A 26,134-nucleotide genomic window follows, 5' to 3' on the forward strand; every position below is an offset into this window, starting at 1 on the left:
ATCCCTCTTCCGCATCATGGAAGTTGCGGATGAAGAAAAGGGAAAGGTGATGGTCGTGACGGCCGCTTCCGGGCACAACTACACGGTCAACCTGTCGATCCTGTTCAGCGAGCTCCCGCTCCTCGAGCGCCCGGCCGCCGCGGCCGCCGCCGGCTTCACGGCCGCCGAGCTGTGGTGGCCCTTCGGGACCGACCACACGCCGGCCGCCGCCGAGCTCGACGCGCTGCGCGCCGCGTTCACCGCGGCGGGGGTGCGGCTGACCGGCCTCAACTTCCTGGACGACCTCACGGTCGGCGCCAAGGGCACGCTCGGAGTACCGGCCCAGAGCGAACGGTTCCGGGAGAACGTCCCGGTGGCCACCGCGCTCGCCGCCTCGCTGGGCGCCGGCGCCCTCAACGCCCTCTACGGCAACCGGGTCGAGGGCGTGCCCGCCGCCGAGCAGGACGCCCTCGCGCTGGAGAACCTCGTGCTGGCCGCCCGGGCCGCGCACGCGGTGGGCGCCGACCTGCTGATCGAGGCGCTGAACCGCAACGACGCCCCGGACTACCCGCTGCACACCGCCAAGGCCGCCGTCGAGGTGGTCGACCGGGTGAACGCCGCCACCGGCCTGGGCAACGCCAAGTTCCTCTGCGACTTCTACCACCTGGCCGTCAACGGCGAGGACCTGGTCGAGGTGATCGACAACTACGCCGACCGCTTCGGCCACGTGCAGATCGCCGACAACCCGGGTCGCAACGAGCCCGGCACCGGCTCGCTGGACTTCGAGGACCTGCTGGCCCGGCTCACCGCCGCCGGCTACACCGGCCGGATCGGCCTGGAGTACCGCCCCTCGAACGGCGTCAGCGCCGACAGCTTCGACTGGCTGCCGCGCGAGCTGCGCGCCGCCCGGTAGCCGACCGCCGCGCCGCGCCGCAGGCGTTCGGGCGAGCTCCAGCCGTCCCGGCGAGCGAGCCCGGGCCGTTCGGCCGGCCACACCCTCCCCACCCCGTCACGTAAGGAACACGACGCGATGAGCGCCTCCCGCAAGATCGCCTTCATCGGCCTGGGCATCATGGGCAGCCCGATGGCCGCCAACCTGGTGAAGGCCGGCCACCACGTCACCGGCTTCAACCTGACCCAGCCCCCGATCGACGCCCTGGTGGCGGCCGGTGGCCACGCCGCGAGCAGCATCGCGGACGCGGTCAAGGACGCCGAGGTCGTCATCACGATGGTCCCGGCCGACCCGCACGTCGAGCAGGTCGTGCTCGGCGAGGACGGCGTGCTGGCCAACGTCGAGGCCGGCACCCTGGTGATCGACATGTCCTCGATCACCCCGCAGACCTCGATCAAGGTGGAGGCCGCGGCCAAGGAGAAGGGCGTGCGCACGCTGGACGCCCCGGTCTCCGGTGGCGAGGCCGGTGCCGTCGAGGCGGTGCTCTCGATCATGGTGGGCGGCGAGGCGGCCGACTTCGCCGAGGCCAAGCCGCTCCTCGACGTGCTGGGCACCACGGTCATCCACGTCGGCCCGGCCGGCGCCGGCCAGACCGTGAAGGCCGCCAACCAGCTGATCGTGGCCGTGAACATCCAGGTGGTCGCCGAGGCCGTGGTCTTCCTGGAGAACGCGGGCGTGGACCTGCCGGCCGCGCTCGACGTCCTCGCGGGCGGCCTGGCCGGCTCGACGGTGCTCAACCGCAAGAAGGCCAACATGGTCGAGCGCCAGTTCGCCCCGGGCTTCCGGATCGACCTGCACCACAAGGACATGGGCATCGTGACCGCCGCCGCGCGCGCCGTCGAGGCCCCGCTGCCGGTCGGCTCGCTGGTCGCCCAGCTGGTCGCCTCGGCCCGCGCCAACGGTGACGGCTCGCTGGACCACTCGGCCCTGCTGCGCGGCGTCGAGCGCCTCGCCGGCCGCGAGGTCAAGTAGCCGCAGCCCGGATCCCGAGGGGGTGACCCCCGCGGGTCCACAGACTCCTCCTGGTGGCGTGTACCTGTCCGGTCGTGCCCGCGTCGCCAGGAGGGCCCCATCGACCAGCAGGCGGGCCGGTGCTCACCCCCACCTGCTGGTCGTGCCAACCGGCGGCGCAAGCGCACTTCGGTCGTGCGCAGGCGCCGCCCGGCCCCCTCCCTCGCCGAGGGGAGCCCCCCGTACGTCGGAAGCGGGACGGGGGGAACGGCGGGGAGGGGGTCGCACCCCGCACCATTGAGAGACCGTCAGCTCGACTCGGAAGTGAGGCCAGCACCATGCCCGCCACCCCCACCCAGGGCCATGTGGTCGTAGCTCCCGACAAGTTCAAGGGCACCCTGGAGGGTGCCGAGGTCGCCGCGCGGCTGGCCGCCGGCATCCGCCGGGTGGCCCCCGGCATCGAGGTCCGCGAGCTGCCCGTCGCCGACGGCGGCGAGGGCACCCTCGCCGCCGCGCTGGCGGCCGGCCACCGGCGGATCCCGGCCAAGGTGGCCGGCCCCACCGGCCTGCCGGTGGACGCCGCCATCGCCGTGCGGGGCGACACCGCCGTGGTCGAGCTCGCCCAGGCCTCCGGCCTGGCCAGGCTCCCCGGCGGGCGCACCGCGCCGCTGGCGGCCGGCTCCTACGGGGTCGGCCAGCTGATCGGCCGCGCGGTGAGCCTGGGCGCCAAGCGCGTCGTGCTGGGTCTGGGCGGCAGCGCCTGCACCGACGGCGGCGCCGGCATGGTGCAGGCGCTGGGCGTGGGCCTCTACGACGCCGAGGGCGCCGAGCTGCCGCCCGGCGGTGCGGCCCTGCGCCGGCTGCACCGCCTCGACCCGGGGGCGCTGGCGGACACGCTGAGCGGGGTGGAGGTCGTGGTCGCCTGCGACGTCGACAACCCGCTGCTCGGCCCGCGCGGCGCCACCGCCGTCTACGGCCCGCAGAAGGGTGCGGACGGCGAGGACCTGCTGGTCCTGGAGGCCGGCCTGACCCGGTGGGCCGACGTGGTGCGGACCAGCACCGGCGTGGACCTGCGGGACGCCCCCGGCGCCGGGGCCGCGGGCGGGGTCGGCTTCGCCGCGCTGGCCCTGCTCGGCGCCACCATGCGGCCCGGCATCGAGCTGCTGCTCGAGTTGCTGGGCTTCGACGAGGCTGTGCGTGGGGCACGCCTGGTCGTGACCGGTGAGGGTTGCCTGGACGCGCAGACGCTCCATGGCAAGGCCCCCGCCGGAGTTGCCGCGGCGGCCACCGGGGCGGGGGTTCCGGTGGCCGCTGTGGCAGGTCGGCTCGAACTGTCCCAGGACGAGTGGCGAGGAGCCGGCTTCGCCGCCGCCTACGCCCTGACCGACCTGGCCGAACAGCCGGGGGAGAGTCTCACCAGGGCCGCCGAGCTGGCCGAGGTCGCCGGTGAGCTGCTGGCGCGGGACCTGCTCGGCGAGCACTGATCTGGTGCGCGAGCAGTGCTCTTGTGTGTGAGTGCCGCTCTTGTGTGTGAGCGCTGCTCCTGTCCGAGAGTGCCGCTCACTGCTACGAGCGCTGCTCTTGTCCACGAGCGTCGCTCCTGTGCGTGGGCGCTGCTCTGCTTCGTGAGTGCCGCTCTGCGGGTATGTCCCCCAGAGCACTGATCTCCCGTGTGAGCACTGCTCCGAGAGCACTGATCTGGTGCGCGAGCACCCCATAGTTCCTCGTATTTTCCTACATTGACGTTTTGTTGAAGGCGGGCCTAGGCTCCGAGCCACCCGTACAGCAGCCCAGTCCGGAGGTCTTGATGCAGCAGTCGCCTGCGGTGATCCGTTCCCGTCGCGTGGTCCTCCCCGACGGTGAGCGCCCCGCCGACGTGCTGGTCCGCGACGGGCGGATCGAGCAGGTCGCCGCGCACGGCTCGCTGCTGGCGGGCGACGCGCACCTCACCGACCTCGGCGAGTGCGCGCTGCTGCCCGGCCTGGTCGACACCCACGTGCACGTCAACGAGCCGGGCCGCACCGAGTGGGAGGGCTTCGCCACCGCCACCCGGGCCGCAGCGGCCGGTGGCGTCACCACGATCATCGACATGCCGCTCAACTCCATCCCGCCCACCACCACGCTGGCCGGTCTGGCCGCCAAGCGGGGGATCGCCGAGGGGCAGGCCTGGGTCGACCTCGGCTTCTGGGGCGGCGCGATCCCCGGCAACGCGGGTGACCTGGAGCCGCTGCACGAGGCGGGCGTCTTCGGCTTCAAGAGCTTCCTGGCCCCCTCCGGCGTGGACGAGTTCCCGCACGTCGAACAGGCCGACCTGGAGAAGGCGCTCGCCGAGCAGGCCCGGATCGGCGCGCTGGCGATCATCCACGCCGAGGATCCCGCGGTGCTGGCGGCCGCCCCGCAGCACCCCGGCGTGCACTACCGCGACTTCCTGGCCTCCCGGCCCGACGACGCCGAGGCCGCCGCGGTGGCCCGGCTGCTGGACACCGCGCGGCGCACCGGGGCGCGGGTGCACATCCTGCACGTCTCCTCCGCCGCCGTCCTGCCGCTGCTGGCCCAGGCCCGGGCCGACGGCGTCCAGGTCACCGCCGAGACCTGCCCGCACTACCTGACGCTGACCGCCGAGGAGGTGCCGGACGGCGACACCGCCTTCAAGTGCTGCCCGCCGATCCGCGACGAGTCCAACCGCGACCGGCTCTGGGCGGCGCTGGCGGCCGGCGAGTTCATCGGGGTGGTCTCCGACCACTCGCCCTCCACCCCGAACCTGAAGCTGCTGCAGAGCCTGGGCGGCAGCGGTGACTTCGCCGCGGCCTGGGGCGGCATCGCCTCGCTCCAGCTCGGCCTGCCGGCGATCTGGACGGAGGCCCGCCGCCGCGGCCACACCCTGGCGGACGTGGTCCGCTGGATGTCCGCCGGCCCGGCCTCGCTGGTCGGACTGGACGGCAGCAAGGGCGCCATCGCGGTCGGGCACGACGCCGACCTGGTCGCCTTCGACCCCGACGCCGAGTTCTCCGTCGACCCGGCCGGCCTGCACCACCGCAACCCGGTCACCCCCTACGCGGGCAGGACCCTCAGCGGGGCGGTGCGTACCACCTGGCTGCGCGGCCGCGTGGTGGACGTGCACGGCGAGCCGTTCGGTCGCCAGATCCGCCGCCCCCTCCCATCCTGACCGCACCCTCCTGTCCTGACCGCGCGCTGCACCCCGACCACGCACACCTGACCACGCACTGCACCCTGACCACGCGCTGAGGAGCGACCACGACATGAATGACCGTCAGAGCCCGGCCGCTCCCTTCACCGAGCTGGTCAACCTGGCCTCCCGGCTCCTGGGCGCCGGTGTGGTGGCCACCAACGAGGACACCTTCGCGGACGCGGAGAACCTGCTGGTCGCCAAGCCCGCCGAGTTCCGCGCGCACACCTTCGGCCACAAGGGCCAGATCATGGACGGCTGGGAGAGCAAGCGCCGACGCGGCGTCAGCGCCGAGCAGCCGCACCCCACCGACGAGGACCACGACTGGGCGATCGTCCGCCTCGGGGTGGCCGGCCGGATCCACGGGGTCATCGTCGACACCGCGCACTTCACCGGCAACTACCCCGAGACCGGCGCGGTGCAGGCCGCCTCGATACCCGGGCACCCCTCGGTGGAGGAGCTCGCCGACGCCCAGTGGACCGACCTGGTCCCGCGCACCGCGCTGCGCGGGAACACGGCGCACGAGTTCGCGGTCACCGACCCGACGCGCTACACCCACGTGCGGCTCGTCATCTGGCCGGACGGCGGGGTGGCCCGGCTGCGGGTGCACGGCGAGGTGCTGCCCGACCCGCGGGACCTGGAGGGGCTCAGCTTCGACCTGGCCGCCCAGGAGTACGGCGGCGTGGCCGAGGCGGCCTCGGACCGCTACTTCTCCTCCCCGCACAACCTGAACGCTCCCGGCCGCGCCACCGTCATGGGCGAGGGCTGGGAGACCCGGCGTCGGCGCGACAAGGCCAACGACTGGGTACAGATCGCCCTGGCCGGGGGCGGCGAGGTCCTGGCCGCCGAGGTGGACACCACCCACTTCGTCGCCAACGCCCCCGGCTGGGCCGACCTGGTGGGATACGACGCCTCGCACGGCGGTGACCCCGCCACGGACGCCGAGGGCTGGTTCGAACTGCTGCCGCGCACCCGGCTGCAGCCCGACACCCGGCACCGGCTGCGGCTGTCGGCGGGCCGTGCGGTCACCCACGTACGGATCAACGTGTACCCGGACGGCGGACTGGCCCGGCTGCGGCTGACCGGGCGGCTCACCGAGGCCGGCCGCGCCGCCCTGGCGCTGCGCTGGTTCAACGCGCTGCCGGCCGTCGAGGCGGCCCAGGCGCTGGCCGAGGCGGGCCTGAGCGGCGGCGAGGCGATCACGCTGGCCGCGGCCCGTCCGCTGGCCACCCCCGCCGAGCTGACCGCCGCGGTCGCGGCGCTGCAGCCGGCCGACGGTCCGGACGGCACCGAGACCTCCCGCCGGGCTGCCGCCGTCTGGCGCCTGCTCGGCGTCTGACCTTCCTTTTGCCCTTTGCAACCTTTGCACGCCTGCTCTTTCGGCTTTGCAACGTTTGCAAACCCGCACTCTTGCTACTGAAGGACCCCCCATGTCCAAGATCCTGACCACGGAGTCCGGCGCCCCGATCGCCGACAACCAGAACTCGGCGTCGGCCGGCGAGTACGGCCCGCTGCTCATCCAGGACCAGCAGCTCCTGGAGAAGCTCGCGCGCTTCAACCGCGAGCGCATCCCGGAGCGCGTGGTGCACGCCCGCGGCTCCGGCGCCTACGGCTACTTCGAGGTGACCGACGAGGTCTCCCGCTACACCCGCGCCGACTTCCTGTCCGAGGTCGGCAAGCGCACCGAGATCTTCCTGCGCTTCTCGACGGTGGCCGGCAACCTGGGCGCCAGCGACGCCGTGCGCGACCCCCGCGGCTTCGCGCTGAAGTTCTACACCGGCGAGGGCAACTACGACCTGGTCGGCAACAACACCCCGGTGTTCTTCATCAAGGACCCGATCAAGTTCCCCGACTTCATCCACTCGCAGAAGCGCGACCCCTTCACCGGCATCACCGAGGCCGACAACGTCTGGGACTTCTGGGCGCACGCCCCCGAGGCCACCCACCAGATCACCTGGCTCTTCGGCGACCGTGGCATCCCGGCCTCCTACCGCCACATGAACGGCTACGGCTCGCACACCTACCAGTGGGTCAACGAGTCGGGCGAGGCGTTCTGGGTGAAGTACCACTTCAAGACCAACCAGGGCGTGCGCTCGCTGGACGGCTCGCAGGCCGCCGAGGTGGTGGGCGGCGACGCCGACAGCCACCAGCGCGACCTGCACCAGGCCATCGAGCGCGGCGTCTTCCCCTCCTGGACCCTCCACGTCCAGCTGATGCCGGTGGCCGAGGCGGCCGACTACCGCTTCAACCCCTTCGACCTCACCAAGGTCTGGCCGCACGCCGACTACCCGCTGGTCAAGGTCGGCCGCCTGGTGCTGAACCGCAACCCGGAGAACGTCTTCGCCGAGGTCGAGCAGGCCGCCTTCTCGCCGAACAACTTCGTGCCCGGCATCGGCCCGTCCCCCGACAAGATGCTGCAGGGCCGGCTCTTCGCCTACGCGGACGCCCAGCGCTACCGCCTGGGCGTCAACCACACCCTGCTCGCCGTCAACGCCCCCAAGGCGACCGAGGCGAACAACTACGGCCGTGACGGCTTCTCGGCCGTCAACAAGGCCGGCCGCGGCAAGAACTACGAGCCCAACTCGTACGACGGCCCGGCCCAGAGCGACAGCGCGCTGGCCGCGCCGCTCGCCCTGAACGGTCACACCGGCACCTACACCACGCCGGCGCACACCAAGGACGACGACTTCTACCAGGCCGGCGAGCTCTACCGGCTGATGTCCGAGGGCGAGAAGGCGCGCCTGATCGACAACCTCGCCGGGTTCCTCGCCCAGGTGACCCGCGACGACGTGATCGAGCGGAACCTCGCCCACTTCCACGCCGCGGACGAGGAGTACGGCAGCCGGCTGGAGGCCGCGGTCGCGGCGCTCCGCGCCGGCGACGAGGGCTGACCGGAGCGGCGGCGAACGCTTCGCGGCAGAGGCAGCAGCAGACCTTCTGACGAACCCTCAAGGACCCCTTCCCCCAGGACAGCGGGGGGAGGGGTCCGCCCGCGTTCCGGCCACCGGATGAGGCGTCACCGTCCGCTTGGCATATGCCAATCGGCCATTACCCGTCACCAGCGGGATTATCGGGCGACCGGGGCGTGCGAAGGGCCCCCGGTGGATAGGCTGGAAACCGTAAACCGCACAGTAGGCACACAAGGCAGCAGGGGAGGGCCAATGCCGGCACACGGTCAGGGGCATCAGGTCATGCTCGACCAGGGCTCACCCGGCCCGCACGCCTCGCTGCGCCGCGCCCTGCGCCTGCTGGAGGCCGTCGACCGCCACCCGTACGGCGCGAGCCTGGCCGACCTCTGCCGCGAGAGCGCGCTGCCCGAGCCCGCCGTGCGCGACCTGGTCTCCCTGCTCTGCGAGGAGGGGTACCTGCAGAAGGTCGACGACGGCTGGGTGCTGGGCGGCACCTTCGCGATGCTCGGCCAGTACAACCGCGAGCAGCTGATCCGGATCCGGTTGCACCACAAGCTCGCCGAGCTGCGCGACGAACTCGGCGCCGCCGTCTACTTCAGCCGCTACCACGACGGCGAACTGCGGGTCGAGGCGGTGGCCGAGGCCGAGCACGCGCCCGCCGTGCACGAGTGGGTGGACTTCAAGGCCACCGCGCACGCCAGTGCGATCGGCAAGTGCCTGCTCAGCCAGCTGGACCACGACGGCCGCCTCGACCACCTCTCGCGCCACCCGATCGCCCGGCTCACCTCCCGCACGATCACCGACACCGAGCAGCTGATGCACCGCCTGGAGCGCCAGCCCGCGACCATGCCGATGCTGGACCTGCAGGAGTACGCGCTCGGCACCGTCTGCGCCGCCGTCCCCGTCACGGCCGGCAGCACGGTGGGCTGCCTGGCGACCTCGCTGCCCGCCGGCAACGCCCACCGCCTGCGCGCCGCGGCCGAACTGCTGGCCGAGCGGGCCGCCCCGCTGATGCTGGCGATGGCGGTCTGACCCCACCTCGTGCCACCGCTCCCGCAGGATCGTCCAGGAGGCCTCCGGCGCGAGCACCCGTCAGTGCACCCAGTTCTTGAGCGGTTCGGTGTCCAGGCTGATGCCCACGGGATGGGGGAGGAGCCCCGGCTTGCCGAACGGCACGGTCTGGGCGAGTTCGTACCGGACGCCGTCGGGCGCGCTGCGGACGGTGACCTCGCAGCTGTCCCGGTCGATCAGAAGGTAGACCGGGATGCCGGTCTCCGCGTAGGCCCGGGGCCCCGGGCGGGGGGAGTGGTGGTGCGCGGGTAGCCTGAGGGTCCTTCACGTACCCGTGACGTACCCGTGCGACTGGTCGCGCCGGGACGGCCGCCGTGTGCCTGCCGGGTTCGGCGGCCGGGCCATCGACCTCCCCTGAACGGAGCGTGCGTTGACCGAGAACACCGTCGTGGTGATACCGACGTACAACGAGGTGGAGAACCTCCCGCGGATCGTCGAGGCGATCCTGGGACTGGGGCTGGCGGACCTCGGTGTCCTGGTGGTCGACGACGGGAGCCCGGACGGCACGGGCGAGGTGGCCGACAAGCTCGCCGGGCAGCACCCGGGCGTCGTCACCGTGCTGCACCGCACCACCAAGGACGGGCTGGGCCGCGCCTACCAGGCCGGGATCGCGCAGGCCCTGGCGCAGGGCGCGCGGCGGGTCGTGCAGATGGACGCCGACTTCTCGCACCCGCCCACCGCGCTGTCGCCGATGATCGAGGCCGCGGACCGGGGGGCCGGCCTGGTCATCGGCTCGCGCTACACCCCAGGCGGCTCGCTGGACGACGCCTGGGGCCTGCACCGCCGGTTGCTCTCCCAGTGGGCGAACCTCTACGTGCGGACGATCCTGCGGGTGCCGGCCGCCGACATCACCGCCGGCTTCAACCTCTGGTCCAGGGAGGCGATCGAGGCGGTCGGGCTGGCGCGGATCGAGTCCAACGGCTACTCGTTCCAGGTCGAGATGAAGTACCTGGCGGCCCGGGCCGGGGTGCGGATCGCCGAGGTGCCGATCCGGTTCGCCCAGCGGGTGGCCGGCACGTCCAAGATGTCGCTCACCACCCAGCTGGAGTCGGCCTGGATGCCCTGGCGACTGCGCGCCAAGCACCGCGGCGGCGTCCAGGGGCCCGCGGCCTGAGCGCCGCCCGCCCCTGACCGACCGAACGGCGTCCCCGCGGGGGCGCCGTTCGGCGTAGCCGGCCCGGGAGGCTTATTAGACTCGATGTCGATAAGACTCGTCGAAACCCTTGTGGGCCGCCGTACCCGCCAGTAGTTTGAGGTGCTGTCGCCACTCCCGCAGGTCAGGAGGCCCCCATGCCCAGAAATGCCGTCGAGGTGCACGACAACCTCGTGCTGGAACCGCGTGACGTGAAGTTCGACTGGAGCGACCTGCCGCTGCACTGGGTCCCGGACGAGCCCTTCGTCACGCACACCATCAACGTCCTGCACCTGCTGCTGCCCGAGGGCGAGCGCTGGTTCATCAAGGTCTTCCGGGACGCCCTGCCGATGATCCGCGACGAGCAGTTGCGTGAGGAGGTGCTGGGCTTCATCGGCCAGGAGTCGATCCACGCCGAGGCGCACCAGGAGGTGCTCGAGCACCTGCTCGCGCAGGGGCTGGACCCGCGTCCGTACGTGCGGCAGATCGCCTGGCTCTTCCAGCGGGTGCTCGGCGAGAAGCCGGGGCTCAGTGCCCGCCGGCGGCGCGAGAACGTCATCGAGCGGGTCGCCTTCGTGGCCGCGATCGAGCACTTCACCGCCTTCCTCGGCCACTGGGCGCTCAACTCGCCCGCGCTGGACCGGGCCAAGGCGGATCCCACGATGGTCGACCTGCTGCGCTGGCACGGCGCCGAGGAGGTCGAGCACCGCAGCGTGGCCTTCGACCTGATGGTGCACCTGGACCCGGGCTACCTGCGCCGGGTGCGCGGCATGACGGTCAGCGGACCGCTGCTGGTGCACCTGTGGGTGCGCGGGGTGCGCTTCCTGCTGGCCGCCGACCCGACCCTGCAGGGCAGCATCCGCCCCAGTTGGAAGCTGGCCTGGGACGGTGCCCGGCGCGGCCTGCTGCCCGACCCGATCGCGTCGCTGCGCTCGGGCCTGCGCTACCTGCGGCCCGCCTACCATCCCACCCAGGAGGGTTCCAGCGCCCAGGCGCTCGGCTACCTCGCCACCTCCCCGGCCGCCCGCGCCGCCGCCCACTGACCGGTCGGAGACCCACCCGATGGACCTGAGCACCCCGCCGGCCGCGGTACCGGCCCCGGTCACCGAGGCGCCGAACGCCGCACCGCACGCCTGTCCGCCCCCCGCGCCGAACGCCGGGGTGGTCTACGGCCGCACCACCGCCGCGGACCTCGACACCCCGCCGCCCGACCTCTACGGCCGCCCGCAGGCCGACCGCTTCATGCGCGGGCTCACCACCTTCGGCGACCGCTACACGCCGGCGCTGGGCAGCCCGCTGCTGCGCCGCAACCCGCGCCGCCCCGACCCACTGCGCAGAGCACCGCTCTCGTTGGTGATCACCGCTCACCGCGCGGTCGCCGAGGACGTGGTCGAGCTGCGGCTGGCCGAGCCGGGCGGCGACCCGCTGCCCGCCTGGCAGCCCGGCGCGCACCTGCGGCTGACCCTGCCCTCGGGCCGCGAGCGGCACTACTCGCTCTGCGGCGACCCGGCCGACCGCACCGCCTACCGGATCGCGGTGCGCCGCCTCGCCCAGGGCGGCGGCGGCTCGCTGGAGATCCACGACGACCTGCACGTCGGCGCCCGGCTGACGGTCCGCCGCCCGCGCAACGGCTTCGCCTTCTGCGGCGAGCCCGTCCTGCTCCTGGTCGCCGGCGGCATCGGCATCACCCCGCTGCTGCCGATGGCCCGCGAGGCCCAGCGCCGGGGTCTGGACTGGCACCTGGTGCACGCCGGCCGCAGCGCCGCGTCGATGCCGTTCACCGAGGAGCTGCGCGCGCTCGCCCCCGAGCGGGTCAGCCTGCTGACCGGCTCCGTGCCGACCGGCGCCGAGCTGCTCGCGCACGCCCGTCCGGGCGCGGCGGTCTACTGCTGCGGCCCGGCCCCGATGCTGAGCGCCGTCAAGCGCGCGCTGGAGGCCTCGCCTGCCACCGCGCTGCACTTCGAGCGCTTCGGCGCCGCGCCGATCACCGACGGCCACCCCTTCACGCTCCAGCTCGGCGAGGGTGGCCAGCGCCTCGCCGTCCCGGCCGACCGCTCGGCGCTGGACGTGCTGCGCGAGGCCCGCCCCGAGCTGCCGTACTCCTGCCACCAGGGGTTCTGCGGTACCTGCCGGGTCCAGCTGCTGGCCGGCGCCCCCGAGCACCGCGACCGTCGGCTCACCGCCGAGGAGCGCGCCGACGGCGCCCTGCTGCCCTGCGTCTCGCGGGCCCCGCAGGGCGAAACCCTGGTCCTGGAGGTCTGACGCGATGGCCGCGACGGCAGTGAAGCCCGCCACCCCCGCCTTCGACTACAGCGCCCACGACCTGGACCGCTTCCGCGAGGTCCAGCAGCTGGCCTACCGCTGCGCCGAGCAGGTCGCGGCCTGGATCGAGCCGGGGGTGACCGAGCGCCAGGCCACCGCCAAGCTGCGCTGGTGCCTGGTGGCCGAGGGAGTGGACGACTTCTTCCACGTCCCGTTCGCCTGGTTCGGCGACCGCACCGCCTTCCGGCACTTCCACACCCCGCTGCAGTTCTTCGCCGGCAGCCGGGTGCTCCAGGAGGGCATGCCGTACGTGCTGGACTGCGCCCCGGTGGTCGACGGCTACACCGCCGACATCGGCTACGGCGGCAAGGTCGGCGAGAACCGGATCTGGGACCGCCTCGCGTTGGACCTGCGGGTCTACCGCGAGCTGATCCTGCGCGAGGTGAAGGCCCGCAGGCCCTTGAACGAGGTCTACGCCGCCGTGGACGCGCAGATCGCCGCGCACGGCTACGACAACCGCCACCGGGTCTACCCCGGCCGGGTGATCGGCCACCAGGTGACCCGCAACACCAGCCGGGCGCCGGCCGGCGTCAACCTCTTCGGCTTCGGCCTGCGCACCCTGCAGACGCTGGGCCGGGAGCTGATCAGCGAGCGGCTGCACGGCCGTTCGCCGCTCTGGGCCGACGGCCGCTCCTCGCAGCACGCGCCGACCCCCGGACTCTGGGCGGTGGAGCCGCACATCGGACTGCGGGAGGTGGGTATCAAGTTCGAGGAGCTGCTGGTGGTCACCGACGACGACGCCTACTGGCTCGACGACGACCTGCCGCACGTGCGGCGTTGGGCAAGCCTTGAGGAGGCCGCCGCATGACCACCCCCGCCGTCCGCCGCCGGACCGTGCACTCGGCCGGTGTCGACCTCGCGGTCTTCGAGCAGGGCGACCCGCAGGACCCCACCGTCCTGCTGGTGCACGGCTATCCGGACACCCACCGGGTCTGGGACGACGTGGCCGAGGACCTGGCCCTGGACCACCACGTGGTCCGCTACGACGTGCGCGGGGCGGGCGAGTCCGGCGTGCCCGGTGCCCGCGACGAGTACCGGCTGGAGCTGCTGGCCGCCGACCTGCTCGCGGTCGCCGACGCGGTGAGCCCCGAGCACCCGGTGCACGTGGTCGCGCACGACTGGGGCTCGCTGCAGTCCTGGGAGGCGGTCACCGAGCCCGACGCCGAACGCCGGATCGCCTCGTACACCACGATGTCCGGGCCGTGCCTGGACCACATCGGCCACTGGATCCGGCACCGGATGCGCCGCCCCGCGCCACCTGCGCCAACTCCTGCTCCAGGGCGCGCACTCCTGGTACATCACCGCCTTCCACCTGCCGTACCTCGCGCCCGCCACCTGGCGGCTGGGCCTGGCCCGGGCCTGGCCGCGGGTGCTGCGCGACCTGGAGGCGGTGCGGCCGCGCCCCGACCACCCGCAGCGCACGCTGCGCCAGGACGCGGTGCGCGGGATCGAGCTGTACCGCGCCAACATGCGCCCGCGGCTGCGCCATCCGCGCGAGCGCTCGACCCAGGTGCCGGTGCAGCTGATCACGCTGCGGCGCGACCACTACGTCAGCCCGTTCCTCTCCGAGGGCCTGGAGCGCTGGGTGCCCCGGCTGACCCGGCGCGAACTCAACGCCACCCACTGGTCGGCGCTGCTGGAGCAGGGACCGGCGGTTGCCGCGATGGTCCGCGAGTTCACCGCGCGGACCGACTCGGCCCTCCAGACGGGCAGCGAACTGCCCGGCGGGGAAGGCCCGTTGGTGGTCATCACCGGGGCCGGCAGCGGGATCGGGCGGGCCACCGCGCTGGCCTTCGCCGAGCAGCGCGCCACCGTGGTGGTCTGCGACCTCGACCTCGCCGCCGCCGAGCGGACCGCCGAACTGGTCACCCTGCTGGGCGGCAGCGGGCACGCCCACCGGGTGGACGTCAGCGACGGCGCGGGGATGGACGCCTTCGCCCAGCAGGTCGCGGCCACCCACGGCGTGCCGGACGTGCTGGTCAACAACGCCGGTGTCGGCCACTCCGGGACCTTCCTGCAGACCACCGAGAAGGAGTGGCAGCGGATCCTGGACGTCAACCTCTGGGGGGTGATCCACGGGTGCCGCGCGTTCGGCTCGATGATGGCCGAGCGCGGGCAGGGCGGGCACATCGTCAACCTCGCCTCGGCGGCCGCCTACCTGCCCTCCAAGCTGCTGGCCGCCTACGCCACCAGCAAGGCCGCGGTGCTGATGCTCTCCGACTGCCTGCGGGCCGAACTCGCGCCCACCGGCGTCGGGGTGAGCGCGATCTGCCCCGGCATCGTGAACACCAACATCACCCGCACCACCACCTTCTCCGGACTGACGGGCGACGAGCAGGCGGCCAGGCAGACCAAGGTCTCCAAGCTCTACGCCCGGCGCGGCTTCCCGCCGGAGAAGGTGGCGGCGGAGATCGTCCGCGCGGTGCGGACCCGTCAGGCGGTGGTCCCGGTCACCGTCGAGGCCAAGGCCGCCCGGCTGCTGGGCCGGCTCTCGCCGGGCCTGCTGCGACTGGCGGCCCGCTTCGACCTGGGCTGAACGGCGCCCGGGAGATGGTTCGCTGGGCCCGCCCGGTATGGTCGGGCGGGCCCAGCGGGTTCGGGTCGGCTCTCGCCGTCGGGGGAGGGTCAGCCGAGCTCGGCCAGCAGCGCCGCCGCCTGCTCGACGGTCTGCGGGTCCACCTCGTCGTCCCCGGCGGCGCCCGCGCAGGCCTCCAGGTCCGGGCGGGCCTCGGGGGCGCGGCCAAGCCGGATCAGCACCTGGGCCCGCCGCAGCCGGGCGTCCGGGTCCTCGGTCTGCTCGACGACCTCGTCCAGCAGGCCCAGCGCGAGCGCCGGTTCGTCCGCGTCGTGCAGGGCCACCGCCAGGTTGAAGGCGATGCCGGGGTCGGTGGAGTGCGACCGCGCGGTCTGCAGGTCCGCCACCGCCTGGGTCAGGTCGCCGCGCTGGTGGGCCAGCGCGCCGCGCAGCGCCCAGGCCTCGGCGTTCTCCGGGTCGCTGGCCAGGGCCGCCGACAGCACCTGGTCGGCACCCGCCAGGTCCTCGTCGGCGGCGAGGAACTGGCCCTTGATGGTGAGCAGTTGGGCGTGGTCGGGCTCGATCGCCAGACCCGCCTCGACGTCCCGCCAGGCGGCCGCCGCATCGCCCAGCTCGGCCAGCAGCGAGGACCGGTTGACGTAGGCGTCCACGAACTGCGGGTCGAGCTCCAGCACGTAGCCGAAGTCGGCCGCGGCGCCGGCCAGGTCACCGAGCTCCACCCGCACGTCGGCGCGGTTGTAGTAGGCCTCCGGGAACGGCGGGGAGAGCCGGATGGCCTGCTCGAAGTCGGCCAGCGACTCCTCGAGTTGGCCCAGCTTGCGGCGGATCATGCCGCGGTCGAACCAGTACTCGGCGTAGTTGGGGTCGAGGTCGATGACCGCCGCGTAGTCGGACAGCGCCTCCTCGTACCGGCCCAGCGCGTTGTAGACCTGGGCACGGTTGTAGCGCAGCACCGAGCGGTGCAGGCCCTGCTCGCCCGGCTCCAGGGCCTCGTTCAGGTTGGCCATGGCGTCGTCCAGCAGGTCCAGCGCCGCCTGCGGGCGCCGGTCGTGCACCTCGATCAGGGCCAGGCCGTTGCGGTTGAAGGCCGTCTGCATGGCCCGTTCCTTGGGCGCGCCGAACAGCCGGGCCAGCGCGATGGCCTGGTTGATCCAGCCGCGGGCCAGCTGGTGGTCGCGGTGGTCCTCGTCGAGGTGGCGGGTGTAGAGCATCGCGGTGGCGTAGGCGGCCTGCATGTGGACGGCGGGGCTGTCGCTGGCGGCGCGGGCCTCGGCGTAGATCGGCAGCGCCTGCTCCGGGACGCCCAGCGCGGCGTAGGAGGTGGTCATCTTGGTGCTGAAGATCCACCAGAGGTCCGGCGCCTCGTCGTAGACGGTCAGCGCGCGGCCACGGCCGCCGTAGTCCACCACCGCGTGGTAGAAGCCCAGGTCCATGCAGTAGTCGAGGGCGTGCACCAGTGCCTTGCGGCCGGCGCCCATCGGGTCGCTGCCGTGCTCCGCGTGCCAGGCGATCGCGCCCAGCGCCAGCGAGGGCTCGCCGCGCAGCTCCAGCACCTGGCGGCGGGTGTCGTGCAGCAGGGCGCGCTGCTCCAGCGGCAGCGAGAGGTAGGCGGCCAGCACCTGCGGGTCGTCCGAGGTGCCGTCCTGCTCGACGAAGCGCGCGGCGGCGTCGGCGCCGGGTGCGGCCGGCTCGCAGGCGAGGTCCAGCGCCAGGCAGTGGGTGGCCAGCGCGGCCGACAGCGGGACGGCGATCGGGGTGTCCGGCTCGGTCACCTCCTCGACGCCGGTGGTCACCACGACGGTGAGCTGGGCCGGGTCGAGCCGGCGCAGCAGCACGGCGATCAGCTCGCGGTCGGTCGGGTCGCCCTGGTGCAGGTCCTGGACGACCAGCGTGCGCGGGCCGTCGCCGAGCGCCTTGAGGTAGTCGGTGAGGAACTCGGCCAGCCCGTGCGCGATGCGCAGCGTGCGCAGCCGCGAGTAGAACCGGGTGCGCTCGGAGGGCACCGCCAGCGAGGTGAGGGTCTCCCGGCTGGCCGGCACGATGGCGCGCAGCTCGGGAGTGGTGGAGAGGATCTCCACGTCGTGCCGGGCCACCGCGTCCGGGCAGCGCACCAGCGCGTCCGGCACGATCGCGCGCAGCAGGGACCCGGCGGCGGTGTACGGACCGCGCAGCCGGCGGTGGGCCTCGACCTCGGCCAGGAGGGTCGGTACCTGCAGATCGGCGACCGCCGTGCGCCGGGTGCTCGGGTCGGCGGCCCGCAGCCAGAGGTGCTGCGGGGTGCTGGGGGCGCTGGAGCCGGTCAAGGTGCTGCCTTTCATCCGACGCTGACGGAGGAGGGGAGGGCGGTGCGGGCGCGCCGGCGTCCGCGGTAGGAGAGCCAGCCGACGACGGCCAGTTGCGCGACGTTGAGGACCACCAGGGTGGTGGAGTCGATCAGGCCGCTGACCGAGCCGTGGCCGTTGTAGCGGCTGAGCACGCCGGTCAGGAAGTGCCAGCCGACCGGCACCACGATCGAGACGAACGTGACGGCGGTGAGGGTGTAGCCGCCGACCATGAACCAGACGTACCAGCGGGCCACCTTGCGGTCGGTGGGGTGCCACTGCTCCGGGTCCTCCAGCGGCCGCTTGGTCCAGCGCCGCACCATGTTGCGCAGCGTGCCACGGGCCGTGGTGTGCAGGTCCACGCAGCCCAGCAGGGTGGTGGCCAGCAGGTAGAGGTCGGTGCGCAGGTGCAGGAAGAACTGCCAGATGAGCCGCAGCAGCGTGGCGTAGGCCAGCGCCAGGCAGAGCCGGCCGACCAGCGGGAAGGCGCCGCCGGGCATCCGGGTGGCGTCGGCGATCAGGGTGAGCAGGGCCATCACCAGGACGTCGGCCACCATGCCGGCCAGGATCGGCAGGTAGCGCCTGCGGCGGGGGACGGCGACCAGGCCGTCCATCGAGGTCTCCAGGACGATGTACATCATCCGGTGGCTCAGGCCGAGCCGGGAGCGCAGTCCCAGCCGCCGGCCGGCCAGCGTGTGGAATCCCTCGTGCACCAGCAGGAGCGGGAACTGCCCCAGGAACAAGGTGAGTTCGATGACCGTGAAGTAGTCGGTGTAGAACAGGTGGTGCCGGTCGAGGTCGAGGCCGGGGACCCGGAACATCTCGAAGACGGCGGCGGCCACCAGGAGTCCGTAGCAGACCCAGGCCGCCGGGCTGAACATCGCCCGGCCGAGCTTCTGCCAGCGCACCGGAGCCGGCGTCGCGGGCGGGGTCTCGCCGGGGGCGGCCAGGAAGCCGAGCTCCTCCAGCGTGGTGAGGAAGTCGGCGATGTCGACGCTCTCGCCGTACTGCTCGGCGTACCGCTCGGCTGCCTGACGGGGCGTCATGCCCTCGGTCAGGAAGCGGATCAACTCCGCCCCGTCGGCGGGGAGTACGACGTACTCGTCGGTGTCGGCCCGGCCGACCACCACGTCGTCCCCCTCGGGGAGGAAGACCAGCGCGTGCAGCGCCCGGGGGTGGTCCAGGTCGGTCTCGGGGAGGCTGCTGCCGGCCGTGGATTGCACGTACGCTCCTTCGCGCGGTGGCGCCGGTTGGGGGGAGATCCCCGGGGGACGGTGGGTGGGTCGCCTTGCCCGTGCGGCCCATCCACCGTCCTGGGGATGGATCAGCTGCTTCAGCAGAGAACGCCATTGCTGCCGTACAGCGGCTGCGCGACGCTGGTCAGGCGAACCGGACCGGCCTTGCGGATGACGAGCTTCTTCATGCTGATCACCTCCTCACGCGTTCTCGGGCTTCGCGGCACCGGGAACGGTGTTCTGCTCAGAAGCGGATGATGATGACACCGCCACCCGTGCAGGTGCTGCCGTAGAGCGGCTGCGCGGCGCTGGTCAGCCGGACCGAACCGGCCTTGCGAACGACGAGCTTCTTCATGTGAGTTCACCTCCCGTGAGCCTGGTAGCTCTGGTCAGCCCCGGGGGCCGGTCAGAAGCGGATGATGATGACACCGCCACCGGTGCAGGTGCTGCCGTAGAGCGGCTGCGCGGCGCTGGTGAGGCGAACCGAACCGGCCTTGCGAACGACGAGCTTCTTCATGCGAATTCACCTCCCCATGGACTCGAGCGGAAGGGGCGTGTGTGGGGACGGATCAGAAGTCACACACACAGGTGCTGCCGTAGAGCGGCTGCGCGGCGCTGGTGAGGCGGACCGAGCCGACCTTGCGGACGACGAGCTTCTTCATGCGAATTCACCTCCTCTGGAACTCGGTAGCGGGTCCTGCGAGTTGACGCCGGTCAGGCGGCGTCGCAGAAGATGCCGTAGAGGGCCTGCGCGGCGCTGGTCAGACGGACCGACCCGGCCTTGCGGACGACGAGCTTCTTCATGTGCGTTCACCTCCCCCGCAAACTCGGTGCGAGTGCTGCGAGCGAGAGCCCGGTCAGGCGTCCGCGAACACGCAGGTGATGCCGTACAGCGGCTGCGCGGCGCTGGTGAGGCGGACCGAGCCGGGCTTGCGAACGGTGAGCTTCTTCATGTGCGTTCACCTCCCCGCACTCCGTGGGAGTACTGCGAGTGAGTGTCGGTCAGGCGTACGCGACGCAGGTGCTGCCGTACAGCGGCTGCGCGGCGCTGGTGAGCCGGACCGAACCGACCTTGCGCACGACGAGCTTCTTCATGCTGATCAACTCCTCTCGCGGGTACCACGGTTGGGTTGGCTGATCGAGCTGACGCCAGATCAGCTGGAGACAGCATGCTCACGGCTCGCGAACGTGTCAACGGATGTGAATGAGATTGATCTGAGCATCCGTTTAGGTTTGACGGCTTGGCCGTGGTGACCTGCGAAGTCGCGGAACCAGTGCTTCGCGGTCAGAGGCTCGCTCGCCGAGGATTTAGCTGAGGTGAAAATGGCGGCCGCTGCGATGTACCGCGGGCGGTCACTGCGCCGCGGGTGCCCCGGGGCCGCGCGGAAGCGCTCAGAGTGCGCTCGAGGCATGCCCGGGGCTCGCTCGGGCGCCGCTCGGGGTCCGCCCAGGGATCGCTCAGGCGCCGCCCGGGAACCGCTCAGGGGCCGTTCAGGAGTCGCTCGGGTCCGCTCGAGCCGTCCGGGGCCGCACGCGGCCCGTCCGGAGGGCTCGGGGTCAGTCCTGGCCCGAGCGGCGGGACTCCGCCTCCCGGCGGGCGATCACCTCGATCATCTCGGCGATCGTGCCCAGCCCCTCGGGGGAGAGCATCACGGCCCGCAGCGCCACCTCGCGCACGCCGACGTCGCGCAGCGCCCCGAGCAGGATCAGCTCCTCGGTGATCCGGCTGCTCTGGTCGTCGTCGAAGAAGTAGGCCGGCGGCACCTGGAAGAACTGCGCCAGCGCCTCCAGGTGCCGCTTGGTGGGGTTGTCGCGCCGCCCGGTGCGCAGCTGCCACAGGTAGGTGAGCGAGAAGCTCTCGCCGGTGGCCTCCCGGCAGGCCCGGGCGACCTCCTCGTTGGTGAACGGTGCGCGGTCGGGCCGGCGCACGACGTCGAAGAGCCGCTCGATCCGGTCGGCGAGCGTGGTCCTGCTGCGATCCGCTGCCATCACGGGGCACCTCCCTCGACTGCTGCCAGGACCGGTTCAGCGGCACATCGTATCGCGGTGATCCGCTGCGGCGGGGGGTCAGCCGCGCCGGGCGCCGGCCTCCAGCAGGCCCGAGGTGATGTCCAGTTCCTGCGGTGTGGTGGAGAGGTCGTAGTGCAGGCGCTCGGCGGGCACGCCGTCGCGCTGGAAGCGCTCGATCATGCTGACCACCATGTCGTCCGGGCCCGCGACGAAGACCTCGTGCTCGTTCCAGTGGCCCTGCCCCGGTACCACCTCGGGCAGCCGGCCCTGCACGCCGGCGAAGCCGACCTCGTCGGAGACCACCGGGACGAGCAGCAACCGCGGGAAGACGGTCGCCAGTTGGCGCAGGCTCTGCAGGTCGTAGAAGTCGCTCTCGCGGCGCACCCCGACGAACAGGTGCAGGGTGAGCGGGCGGTTGCGCGCGATCATCTCCTCGACCAGCGCCTTCACCGGCGCCAGACCGCTGCCGCCGGCCACGCAGACCACCCGGCGGGCCGGTCTGGCCGGCAGGGTCATCGTGCCGCGCCCCGGGCCCAGCCGCACCACGTCGCCGACTCTGGTGTGGTGGACCAGCGTGTTGCTCACCCAGCCGGCCGGGACGGCCCGCACGTGCAGGCTCAACAGGCCGTCGCGCCGCGGCGCGTTGGCGATCGAGTACGGTCGCCAGACCCGCGGCCAGCGGGCCGTCTCGACGGTGGTGTACTGCCCGGCCTGGTAGGGGAACGGCGCGTCGGGCCGCAGGGTCAGTACGGCCAGGTCCGGGGTGCGCAGCTCGTGCCCGACCACCTCGGCCAGCCAGGACGGCGGGGTGCTCCCGGCGTCCGCCTCGGCCGCGCCGCGCATGGCGGTGGCGATCTGTCCGTACGCCTCGCTCCAGGCCGCCTCGTGGGCCGGCGTCCAGGCGTCGCCGACGTAGCGGGCCAGGGTGGCCAGCAGGGCGGCGCCGACCGCGTCGTAGTGCGCGTCCTGCACCCCGTACTTGCGGTGGTCGCGGCCTAACTGCTGGAGGAAGGGGATGAGTTCCTCGGGGCGGTCGAGCATCCGCACCGCCCCGGCCAGCGCCCGGAAGAGCCGGTCGCGCTGCAGGTCCATCGCGGGCGGGAACAGCTCGCGGGCCTGTGGGTTGTGCAGGAACAGGGTGGCGTAGAAGTGGCCGGTGAGCTTGTCCCCGTGGGCCTGGGCGAGCGCGAAGCTCTCCCGGATCAGGGTCAGGTTGTCAGTCATGGATATTCGGTGACGATCCCTCAGAGGCCTTGGCGGCTGGTGTCCTTGGCGCCGAAGAAGTCGCCGCCCTTACGTCGTGCGTCGTCCGATCCCCAGGCCCTGGTGCGCGGCGCGGGGGTCAGCCGGGGGATGTGCTTGGCGCAGTGGATGTACGCCTCCTCGACCTCGATCAGCACCCAGTGCTCGGCCCGCCGTCCCGGCACGGTCTCGGTGGGCAGTTCGGGTACCTCGGGCCGCAGTTCGGCGTCCTCGGCCACCGTGGCCTGGCCGTTGATGTGCAGGCCGATCAGGTCGCGGACGAAGTCGATCAGCAGCAGGCCGATCTGCCCGGTCTCGCTGATGTTGCCGAGGCTGGCCATCACGCCGTTGCCGCGGTACTCCGGGTAGGCCAGGGTCCGTTCGTCGATCACGTGCAGGAAGCCGGGCGGCCCGGCCCGGAAGGTGGCGTCGCAGGCTCCGTTCGCGTCGGCGGTGGCGACGAAGGCCATCTCCTGGCGGGTGACGAACTCCCGCATCTGCTCGTTGAGATGGTCCAGTACCTGCTCGCGGTAGAACCGCTCCGCCCGGTCCTCGCTGCCGAATGCGCGTTGCAGGCGTCGCTCGCCCGCGGATCCTGGGCGGTGGAGCAGATGGCTGGTCACGGATCCTCCGCTATGTCAAGGGCATGACAATATCTCCCCGAGATGTCCGCGTTCGTGTATCGAACGCAACACCCCTCGAACGCAACCGCGTTCGACCACCCACCGCACCCTACACGTAGCGCGATGAGTGGTCACCTGGCGGTCAACGCGCGTTGAGCAGTCTGGGCCTGGACCCGGTCAGGCCGACCCCAACCGGGCCGGGTCCAGGCGTCCGCTGCGGGGTGGCGGGCCCGGGGGAGCCCGCCAACCCGGCGGAGCCGGCAGCCAACTCATGCACAGTCAGGGCTGCCGGTGCCGGGCGGGTGGTGTGTCCGGGGAAGACCACCACCCGTCCGGAGATCGAGGGTTACCGCTGGTCGTGACTCGTGGTGAAACGGGCCAGGGGACGCGAGCCGGCGTCGCCGAGGCCGGGTGGTGACGGGAGGGTGCGCCCGTCGCGGGCGTTCCCGCCCTGGGCGGGAGGGGGACTCGCGGCGCCGGCGCCCCGGGAGGGCGGCACGAGGGTGGGGTGCGGTGAGACGCCCCCGTCGTGGCCGCCCGGGTCGGCCACCGGCGCAGGGGTCCGCCCGTGGGCGGCGTCGGGCGTGGCGGACGCGGCGGGTGTGCCGGTCCCGGTGGAACGCAGCACCTCCGCGCAGTACGCCCGGACCCGGTCCAAGCCGCCCGCCGCGCGCGTCAGCGGCTCGAACCGGGGGTCAGGGGTGGCCGGGCCGTCGGCCGGCCAGAGCCGGCAGAGCGGGACCACCGCGGGGGGGACCGGCAGGCCCGACAGCTCCGGCCGATCGGGGTCCGGCGCGCCGTCCGTCGGGGACGACCCGGCGGACGCCTGCGAGGACTGCGGCCGGCCCGATTCGGCCGACCCCGAGGGGTTCGGCGCGGCGAGGCCCGGCCCCGCGGTGCGCAGCGGCGGCCGCCGCACCGGCGGCACGTTCGGCAGCCAGCTGGAGGCCGGCGCGCCCGCCACCGCGGACCCGGCGTTCTCGGTCGGCGGACCGCCGCCCGGACCGCCGAGCACCTCGGGCAGGTGCCCGGTCCCGGCCGCCACGGCCACCCCGCCCAGCGCGGTGACCGCCAGCGCGGCCGCGGCCGCACGGGCACCGAGGAAACGCGCCGGAGCGCGGAACCTCATCGGTGCACAGCTGGTCATCGAGCGACTCCGGGACTTGGCGAGGGACGCGGGAAGGGGCGAGCGGTCGGTACTGGGACGGGCAGCCTCCCGGAACGCGGCCACGGCAGCCTCCTCACCGGCCAGCTCGCGCCCGGTCGCGGGGGCGGCCGCGGCGGCGAGCAGTTCGGCGAGGGCGCCCTGACCGCCCTGCGTACCGCCCGTGGCACCACCGAGCAGCTGCTCGGCGGCGTCGCGGTCGATCCGACGGGATCGGTTGGTGCTCATCTCATGTCCTTCAGCGTCGAAGTCCCCGGGTTTGTCACACCTTCGGCAGAACTTTTTTTCTTCCGTCCCGTGCCACCCGCCGCCTCGCCCGCCGCGGCCGGTGCCGCGGCCCGCTGCAGGGGCACCGTGGGGGGTGCCTCCAGCAGCCGGGCCAGCCGGCGCAGGCCGCGGTGCGCGGCCATCCGGACGGTGGCGGCGCGCTTGCCGAGCACCCGCGCCGCGCTCTCGCCGTCCAGTTGCAGGACCACCCGCAGCAGCACCGCCTCGGCCTGGTCGCGCGGCAGGCCGGCGATCATGGCCAGCGCCTCCCGGGTGCCGGCCGCGGCCAGCACCGCGCCCTCGGTGTCGTCGTGGGCGGGCAGCTCGCTGAGGTACTCCTCCGGCAGGTCCGCGGTGGGCCGCCGGCGTCTGGCCCGCAGGTGGTCCATCGCCCGGTGACGGGCCACCGTCGCGGCCCAGCCGCGGAAGCCGTCCCCGTCGCCGTGGAAGGTGTGCAGGTCCCGGGCGATCTGCAGCCAGGTCTCGGAGGCGATGTCCTCGGCGTCCGAGCCGTCCCCGCCCACCAGCACCCGCAGGTAGCGCAGCAGCGCGGGCTGCACGGCCCGGAACACCTGCCGAAAGCCCTCCTCGTCGCCCTGCTGGGCCGCGGCGACCGCCGCCGTGAGGTCGGGTATCAGCGGTTCTGGCGCGCCGGCGGCGTCGTCGGCGCCGAACTGATCTGCGTTTTGCACTGCGCCATCATCCGTCATGCGGGGGGTGTCCTCTGTCGCTCACCCCCGCCGATCGGCAGGGGAGCAGACGCGGACGCCGCCCGGCGGCCTCATGAGGCGGCCGGACGGCGTCCGGGTCGAAGGTGGACCGACGTGCGGGCCCGGCCCGCTGCCGGGGGCCGGCCGGGCGGTGCTCAGACCACCCGGCGCAGGGCGGCCGGCGGCTCGCCCGGGCGTTCGAGGTCGTGGTGGATCGGCCCGGCGCCGGCCGACAGCGGCAGGCAGCCGCCGCCGCGCCGGCTCGCGACGATCTCGGCGGCCACCGCGACCGCGGTCTCCTCCGGGGTGCGGGCCCCCAGGTCGAGGCCGATCGGCGAGCGCAGCCGGGCGATCTCCGCCTCGGTCAGGCCCACCTCGCGCAGCCGGGCGTTGCGGTCCAGGTGGGTGCGGCGCGAGCCCATCGCGCCGACGAAGCCCACCGGCAGCCGTAGCGCCCGCTCCAGCAGCGGGATGTCGAACTTGGCGTCGTGGGTGAGCACGCACAGCACGGTGCGGCCGTCGAGCAGGGCCGCCCGGTCGGGTCCGGCGAGCTGCGAGTCGAGGTAGCGGTGCGGCCAGTCGACCACCACCTCGTCCGCGTCGGGGAAGCGGCGTGCGGTGGCGAAGACCGGGCGCGCGTCGCAGACCGTCACGCGGTAGCCGAGGAACTTGCCGATCCGCACCACGGCGGCGGCGAAGTCGATGGCCCCGAAGACGATCATGCGCGGGGCGGGCACGTAGGCCTCGACGAAGAAGGTGACGGTGCCCTGCTCCTCGCCCAGGCCGGGGTCGGAGGGGGTGCAGGGACGGCCGTCCAGCGCCAGCACCACCCTGCCGGTGCGCCCGGCGTCCAGCAGCGCGCGGGCCTCGGCGACCACGGCGCGCTCCAGGGCGCCGGTGGTGGTCGGGCCACCGGGCGCCAGGGTGCCGTGGTGGGCGTCGGCGGTCACCGCGAGGGTGGCACCGAGCAGGCCGGCCGGCCCCTCGATCACCCGCGCCAGTGCCACCGGGGTGCCCGAGGCGATGTAGGCGATGCCGGCGTCCAGTCCGGCGTCGGTGCCGGGCACCACCGGCTGGACGAAGACGTCGAGCAGGCCGCCGCAGGTCAGGCCCACCGCGAAGGCGTCCTCGTCGCTGTAGCCGAAGCGCTCCAGCACCGGCTCGCCGTCGGCGATGGCCTGCCGGCACAGCTCGTAGACCGCGCCCTCCACGCACCCGCCGGAGACGCTGCCGATCGCCTCGCCGGCCGCGTCCACCGCCAGCGCCGCACCCGGGTCGCGCGGGGCGCTGCCGGAGACGCCGACCACGGTGGCCACCGCGAAGGAGCGCCCGGAGGCGTGCCAGGCCTGCAACTGCTCGGCGATGTCCTGCATGTCCGTGGCTCCTGTCGATGTGTCGAGGGCGTGTGGTGGGTCGTGGCTCTACGGGCGGGGAGTGGGTCCACGGGTGGGCCGAACGGGGTGCCGCCGTACCGGTGGGCTCGGGCCCCCGGTACGGCGGCGGTTGTCGCGTCCGTCCCCCG

The 26,134-nt window shown here is 73.3% G+C and carries 19 protein-coding genes and 2 pseudogenes; 12 read left to right on the forward strand and 9 right to left on the reverse strand.

Going from position 1 to position 26,134, the window contains the following annotated elements; all coding sequences use genetic code 11:
* Positions 1-49 precede the first annotated feature (49 nt).
* The 7 genes from ABD323_RS14520 (at position 50) to ABD323_RS14550 (ending at position 9,010) form a co-directional block, all read left to right on the forward strand.
* On the forward strand, positions 50-892 hold the full coding sequence (locus tag ABD323_RS14520) for a TIM barrel protein (protein ID WP_344441929.1): 843 nt from the start codon (positions 50-52) through the stop codon (positions 890-892).
* A 117-nt stretch (positions 893-1,009) separates the two neighbouring features.
* The gene (locus ABD323_RS14525) at positions 1,010-1,903 is read left to right on the forward strand and encodes a 2-hydroxy-3-oxopropionate reductase (protein ID WP_344441930.1); all 894 of its coding nucleotides are present in this window, start codon (positions 1,010-1,012) and stop codon (positions 1,901-1,903) included.
* 317 nt (positions 1,904-2,220) lie between these two features.
* Positions 2,221-3,366, forward strand: a complete 1,146-nt coding sequence (locus tag ABD323_RS14530) for a glycerate kinase (protein WP_344441931.1) — start codon at positions 2,221-2,223, stop codon at positions 3,364-3,366.
* Between the two features lie 323 nt (positions 3,367-3,689).
* Positions 3,690-5,048, forward strand: coding sequence for an allantoinase AllB (allB, locus tag ABD323_RS14535; protein ID WP_344441932.1), 1,359 nt, complete (start codon positions 3,690-3,692; stop codon positions 5,046-5,048).
* 94 nt (positions 5,049-5,142) lie between these two features.
* On the forward strand, positions 5,143-6,408 hold the full coding sequence (alc, locus tag ABD323_RS14540) for an allantoicase (RefSeq protein WP_344441933.1): 1,266 nt from the start codon (positions 5,143-5,145) through the stop codon (positions 6,406-6,408).
* A gap of 91 nt (positions 6,409-6,499) precedes the next feature.
* A complete protein-coding gene (locus ABD323_RS14545) occupies positions 6,500-7,960 on the forward strand; it encodes a catalase (protein ID WP_344441934.1) in 1,461 nt (486 codons plus the stop codon).
* Between the two features lie 270 nt (positions 7,961-8,230).
* Entirely contained in the window at positions 8,231-9,010 is a 780-nt protein-coding gene (locus ABD323_RS14550; protein ID WP_425555989.1) for an IclR family transcriptional regulator, read from the forward strand.
* Between the two features lie 60 nt (positions 9,011-9,070).
* On the opposite strand, the pseudogene ABD323_RS14555 reads toward ABD323_RS14550, so the two are convergent.
* A pseudogene (locus ABD323_RS14555) lies at positions 9,071-9,268 on the reverse strand (Uma2 family endonuclease); the annotation flags it as partial.
* 151 nt (positions 9,269-9,419) lie between these two features.
* On the opposite strand from ABD323_RS14555, the gene ABD323_RS14560 reads away from it, so the two are divergent.
* The 5 genes and pseudogenes from ABD323_RS14560 (at position 9,420) to ABD323_RS14580 (ending at position 15,039) form a co-directional block, all read left to right on the forward strand.
* Positions 9,420-10,163 (forward strand): polyprenol monophosphomannose synthase, encoded by a 744-nt coding sequence (locus tag ABD323_RS14560; RefSeq protein WP_344441935.1) that lies wholly within the window; start codon positions 9,420-9,422, stop codon positions 10,161-10,163.
* A 176-nt stretch (positions 10,164-10,339) separates the two neighbouring features.
* Positions 10,340-11,224, forward strand: a complete 885-nt coding sequence (locus tag ABD323_RS14565) for a metal-dependent hydrolase (protein WP_344441937.1) — start codon at positions 10,340-10,342, stop codon at positions 11,222-11,224.
* Between the two features lie 19 nt (positions 11,225-11,243).
* The gene (locus ABD323_RS14570) at positions 11,244-12,443 is read left to right on the forward strand and encodes a PDR/VanB family oxidoreductase (protein ID WP_344441938.1); all 1,200 of its coding nucleotides are present in this window, start codon (positions 11,244-11,246) and stop codon (positions 12,441-12,443) included.
* Between the two features lie 4 nt (positions 12,444-12,447).
* Complete coding sequence (locus ABD323_RS14575; protein ID WP_344441939.1) at positions 12,448-13,311, forward strand: M24 family metallopeptidase; 864 nt, start codon at positions 12,448-12,450, stop codon at positions 13,309-13,311.
* Positions 13,308-15,039: pseudogene (locus tag ABD323_RS14580) on the forward strand (SDR family oxidoreductase). Before ABD323_RS14575 ends, ABD323_RS14580 begins: the two are co-directional and overlap by 4 nt.
* A gap of 89 nt (positions 15,040-15,128) precedes the next feature.
* Here the strand turns inward: ABD323_RS14580 and ABD323_RS14585 are convergent.
* The 8 genes from ABD323_RS14585 to ABD323_RS14620 form a co-directional block, all read right to left on the reverse strand.
* Positions 15,129-17,357 (reverse strand): tetratricopeptide repeat protein, encoded by a 2,229-nt coding sequence (locus tag ABD323_RS14585; RefSeq protein ID WP_344441940.1) that lies wholly within the window; start codon positions 17,355-17,357, stop codon positions 15,129-15,131.
* On the reverse strand, positions 17,354-18,583 hold the full coding sequence (locus ABD323_RS14590) for a hypothetical protein (RefSeq protein ID WP_344441941.1): 1,230 nt from the start codon (positions 18,581-18,583) through the stop codon (positions 17,354-17,356). Before ABD323_RS14590 ends, ABD323_RS14585 begins: the two co-directional genes overlap by 4 nt.
* Positions 18,584-20,152: 1,569 nt before the next feature.
* Positions 20,153-20,584: an XRE family transcriptional regulator gene (locus ABD323_RS14595; RefSeq protein WP_344441942.1), complete on the reverse strand. Its 432-nt coding sequence runs from the start codon at positions 20,582-20,584 to the stop codon at positions 20,153-20,155.
* Positions 20,585-20,662: 78 nt separating this feature from the next.
* Positions 20,663-21,829: a globin domain-containing protein gene (locus ABD323_RS14600; protein ID WP_344441943.1), complete on the reverse strand. Its 1,167-nt coding sequence runs from the start codon at positions 21,827-21,829 to the stop codon at positions 20,663-20,665.
* 20 nt (positions 21,830-21,849) lie between these two features.
* Positions 21,850-22,470, reverse strand: a complete 621-nt coding sequence (locus tag ABD323_RS14605) for a pyridoxamine 5'-phosphate oxidase family protein (RefSeq protein WP_344441945.1) — start codon at positions 22,468-22,470, stop codon at positions 21,850-21,852.
* Positions 22,471-22,816: 346 nt separating this feature from the next.
* The gene (locus ABD323_RS14610; RefSeq protein WP_344441946.1) at positions 22,817-23,863 is read right to left on the reverse strand and encodes a hypothetical protein; all 1,047 of its coding nucleotides are present in this window, start codon (positions 23,861-23,863) and stop codon (positions 22,817-22,819) included.
* The gene (locus tag ABD323_RS14615) at positions 23,860-24,594 is read right to left on the reverse strand and encodes an RNA polymerase sigma factor (RefSeq protein ID WP_425555991.1); all 735 of its coding nucleotides are present in this window, start codon (positions 24,592-24,594) and stop codon (positions 23,860-23,862) included. Before ABD323_RS14615 ends, ABD323_RS14610 begins: the two co-directional genes overlap by 4 nt.
* A gap of 173 nt (positions 24,595-24,767) precedes the next feature.
* Positions 24,768-25,985 carry an XdhC family protein gene (locus ABD323_RS14620; RefSeq protein ID WP_344441947.1) on the reverse strand — a complete coding sequence of 406 codons (1,218 nt, stop codon included), beginning with the start codon at positions 25,983-25,985 and terminating at the stop codon, positions 24,768-24,770.
* Positions 25,986-26,134: the final 149 nt, after the last annotated feature.

It is taken from the genome of Kitasatospora nipponensis (assembly GCF_039528135.1).
GTDB lineage: Bacteria > Actinomycetota > Actinomycetes > Streptomycetales > Streptomycetaceae > Kitasatospora > Kitasatospora nipponensis.

Excerpts from the sequence above, each read along its gene's own strand:
- ABD323_RS14520 (WP_344441929.1), top strand. The coding sequence starts at position 50 with ATGGTCGTGACGGCCGCTTCCGGGCACAACTACACGGTCAACCTGTCG.
- ABD323_RS14525 (WP_344441930.1), top strand. The coding sequence starts at position 1,010 with ATGAGCGCCTCCCGCAAGATCGCCTTCATCGGCCTGGGCATCATGGGC.
- ABD323_RS14530 (WP_344441931.1), top strand. The coding sequence starts at position 2,221 with ATGCCCGCCACCCCCACCCAGGGCCATGTGGTCGTAGCTCCCGACAAG.
- allB (WP_344441932.1), top strand. The coding sequence starts at position 3,690 with ATGCAGCAGTCGCCTGCGGTGATCCGTTCCCGTCGCGTGGTCCTCCCC.
- alc (WP_344441933.1), top strand. The coding sequence starts at position 5,143 with ATGAATGACCGTCAGAGCCCGGCCGCTCCCTTCACCGAGCTGGTCAAC.
- ABD323_RS14545 (WP_344441934.1), top strand. The coding sequence starts at position 6,500 with ATGTCCAAGATCCTGACCACGGAGTCCGGCGCCCCGATCGCCGACAAC.
- ABD323_RS14550 (WP_425555989.1), top strand. The coding sequence starts at position 8,231 with ATGCCGGCACACGGTCAGGGGCATCAGGTCATGCTCGACCAGGGCTCA.
- ABD323_RS14565 (WP_344441937.1), top strand. The coding sequence starts at position 10,340 with ATGCCCAGAAATGCCGTCGAGGTGCACGACAACCTCGTGCTGGAACCG.
- ABD323_RS14570 (WP_344441938.1), top strand. The coding sequence starts at position 11,244 with ATGGACCTGAGCACCCCGCCGGCCGCGGTACCGGCCCCGGTCACCGAG.
- ABD323_RS14575 (WP_344441939.1), top strand. The coding sequence starts at position 12,448 with ATGGCCGCGACGGCAGTGAAGCCCGCCACCCCCGCCTTCGACTACAGC.
- ABD323_RS14585 (WP_344441940.1), bottom strand. The coding sequence starts at position 17,357 with ATGAAAGGCAGCACCTTGACCGGCTCCAGCGCCCCCAGCACCCCGCAG.
- ABD323_RS14595 (WP_344441942.1), bottom strand. The coding sequence starts at position 20,584 with ATGGCAGCGGATCGCAGCAGGACCACGCTCGCCGACCGGATCGAGCGG.
- ABD323_RS14600 (WP_344441943.1), bottom strand. The coding sequence starts at position 21,829 with ATGACTGACAACCTGACCCTGATCCGGGAGAGCTTCGCGCTCGCCCAG.
- ABD323_RS14610 (WP_344441946.1), bottom strand. The coding sequence starts at position 23,863 with ATGAGCACCAACCGATCCCGTCGGATCGACCGCGACGCCGCCGAGCAG.
- ABD323_RS14620 (WP_344441947.1), bottom strand. The coding sequence starts at position 25,985 with ATGCAGGACATCGCCGAGCAGTTGCAGGCCTGGCACGCCTCCGGGCGC.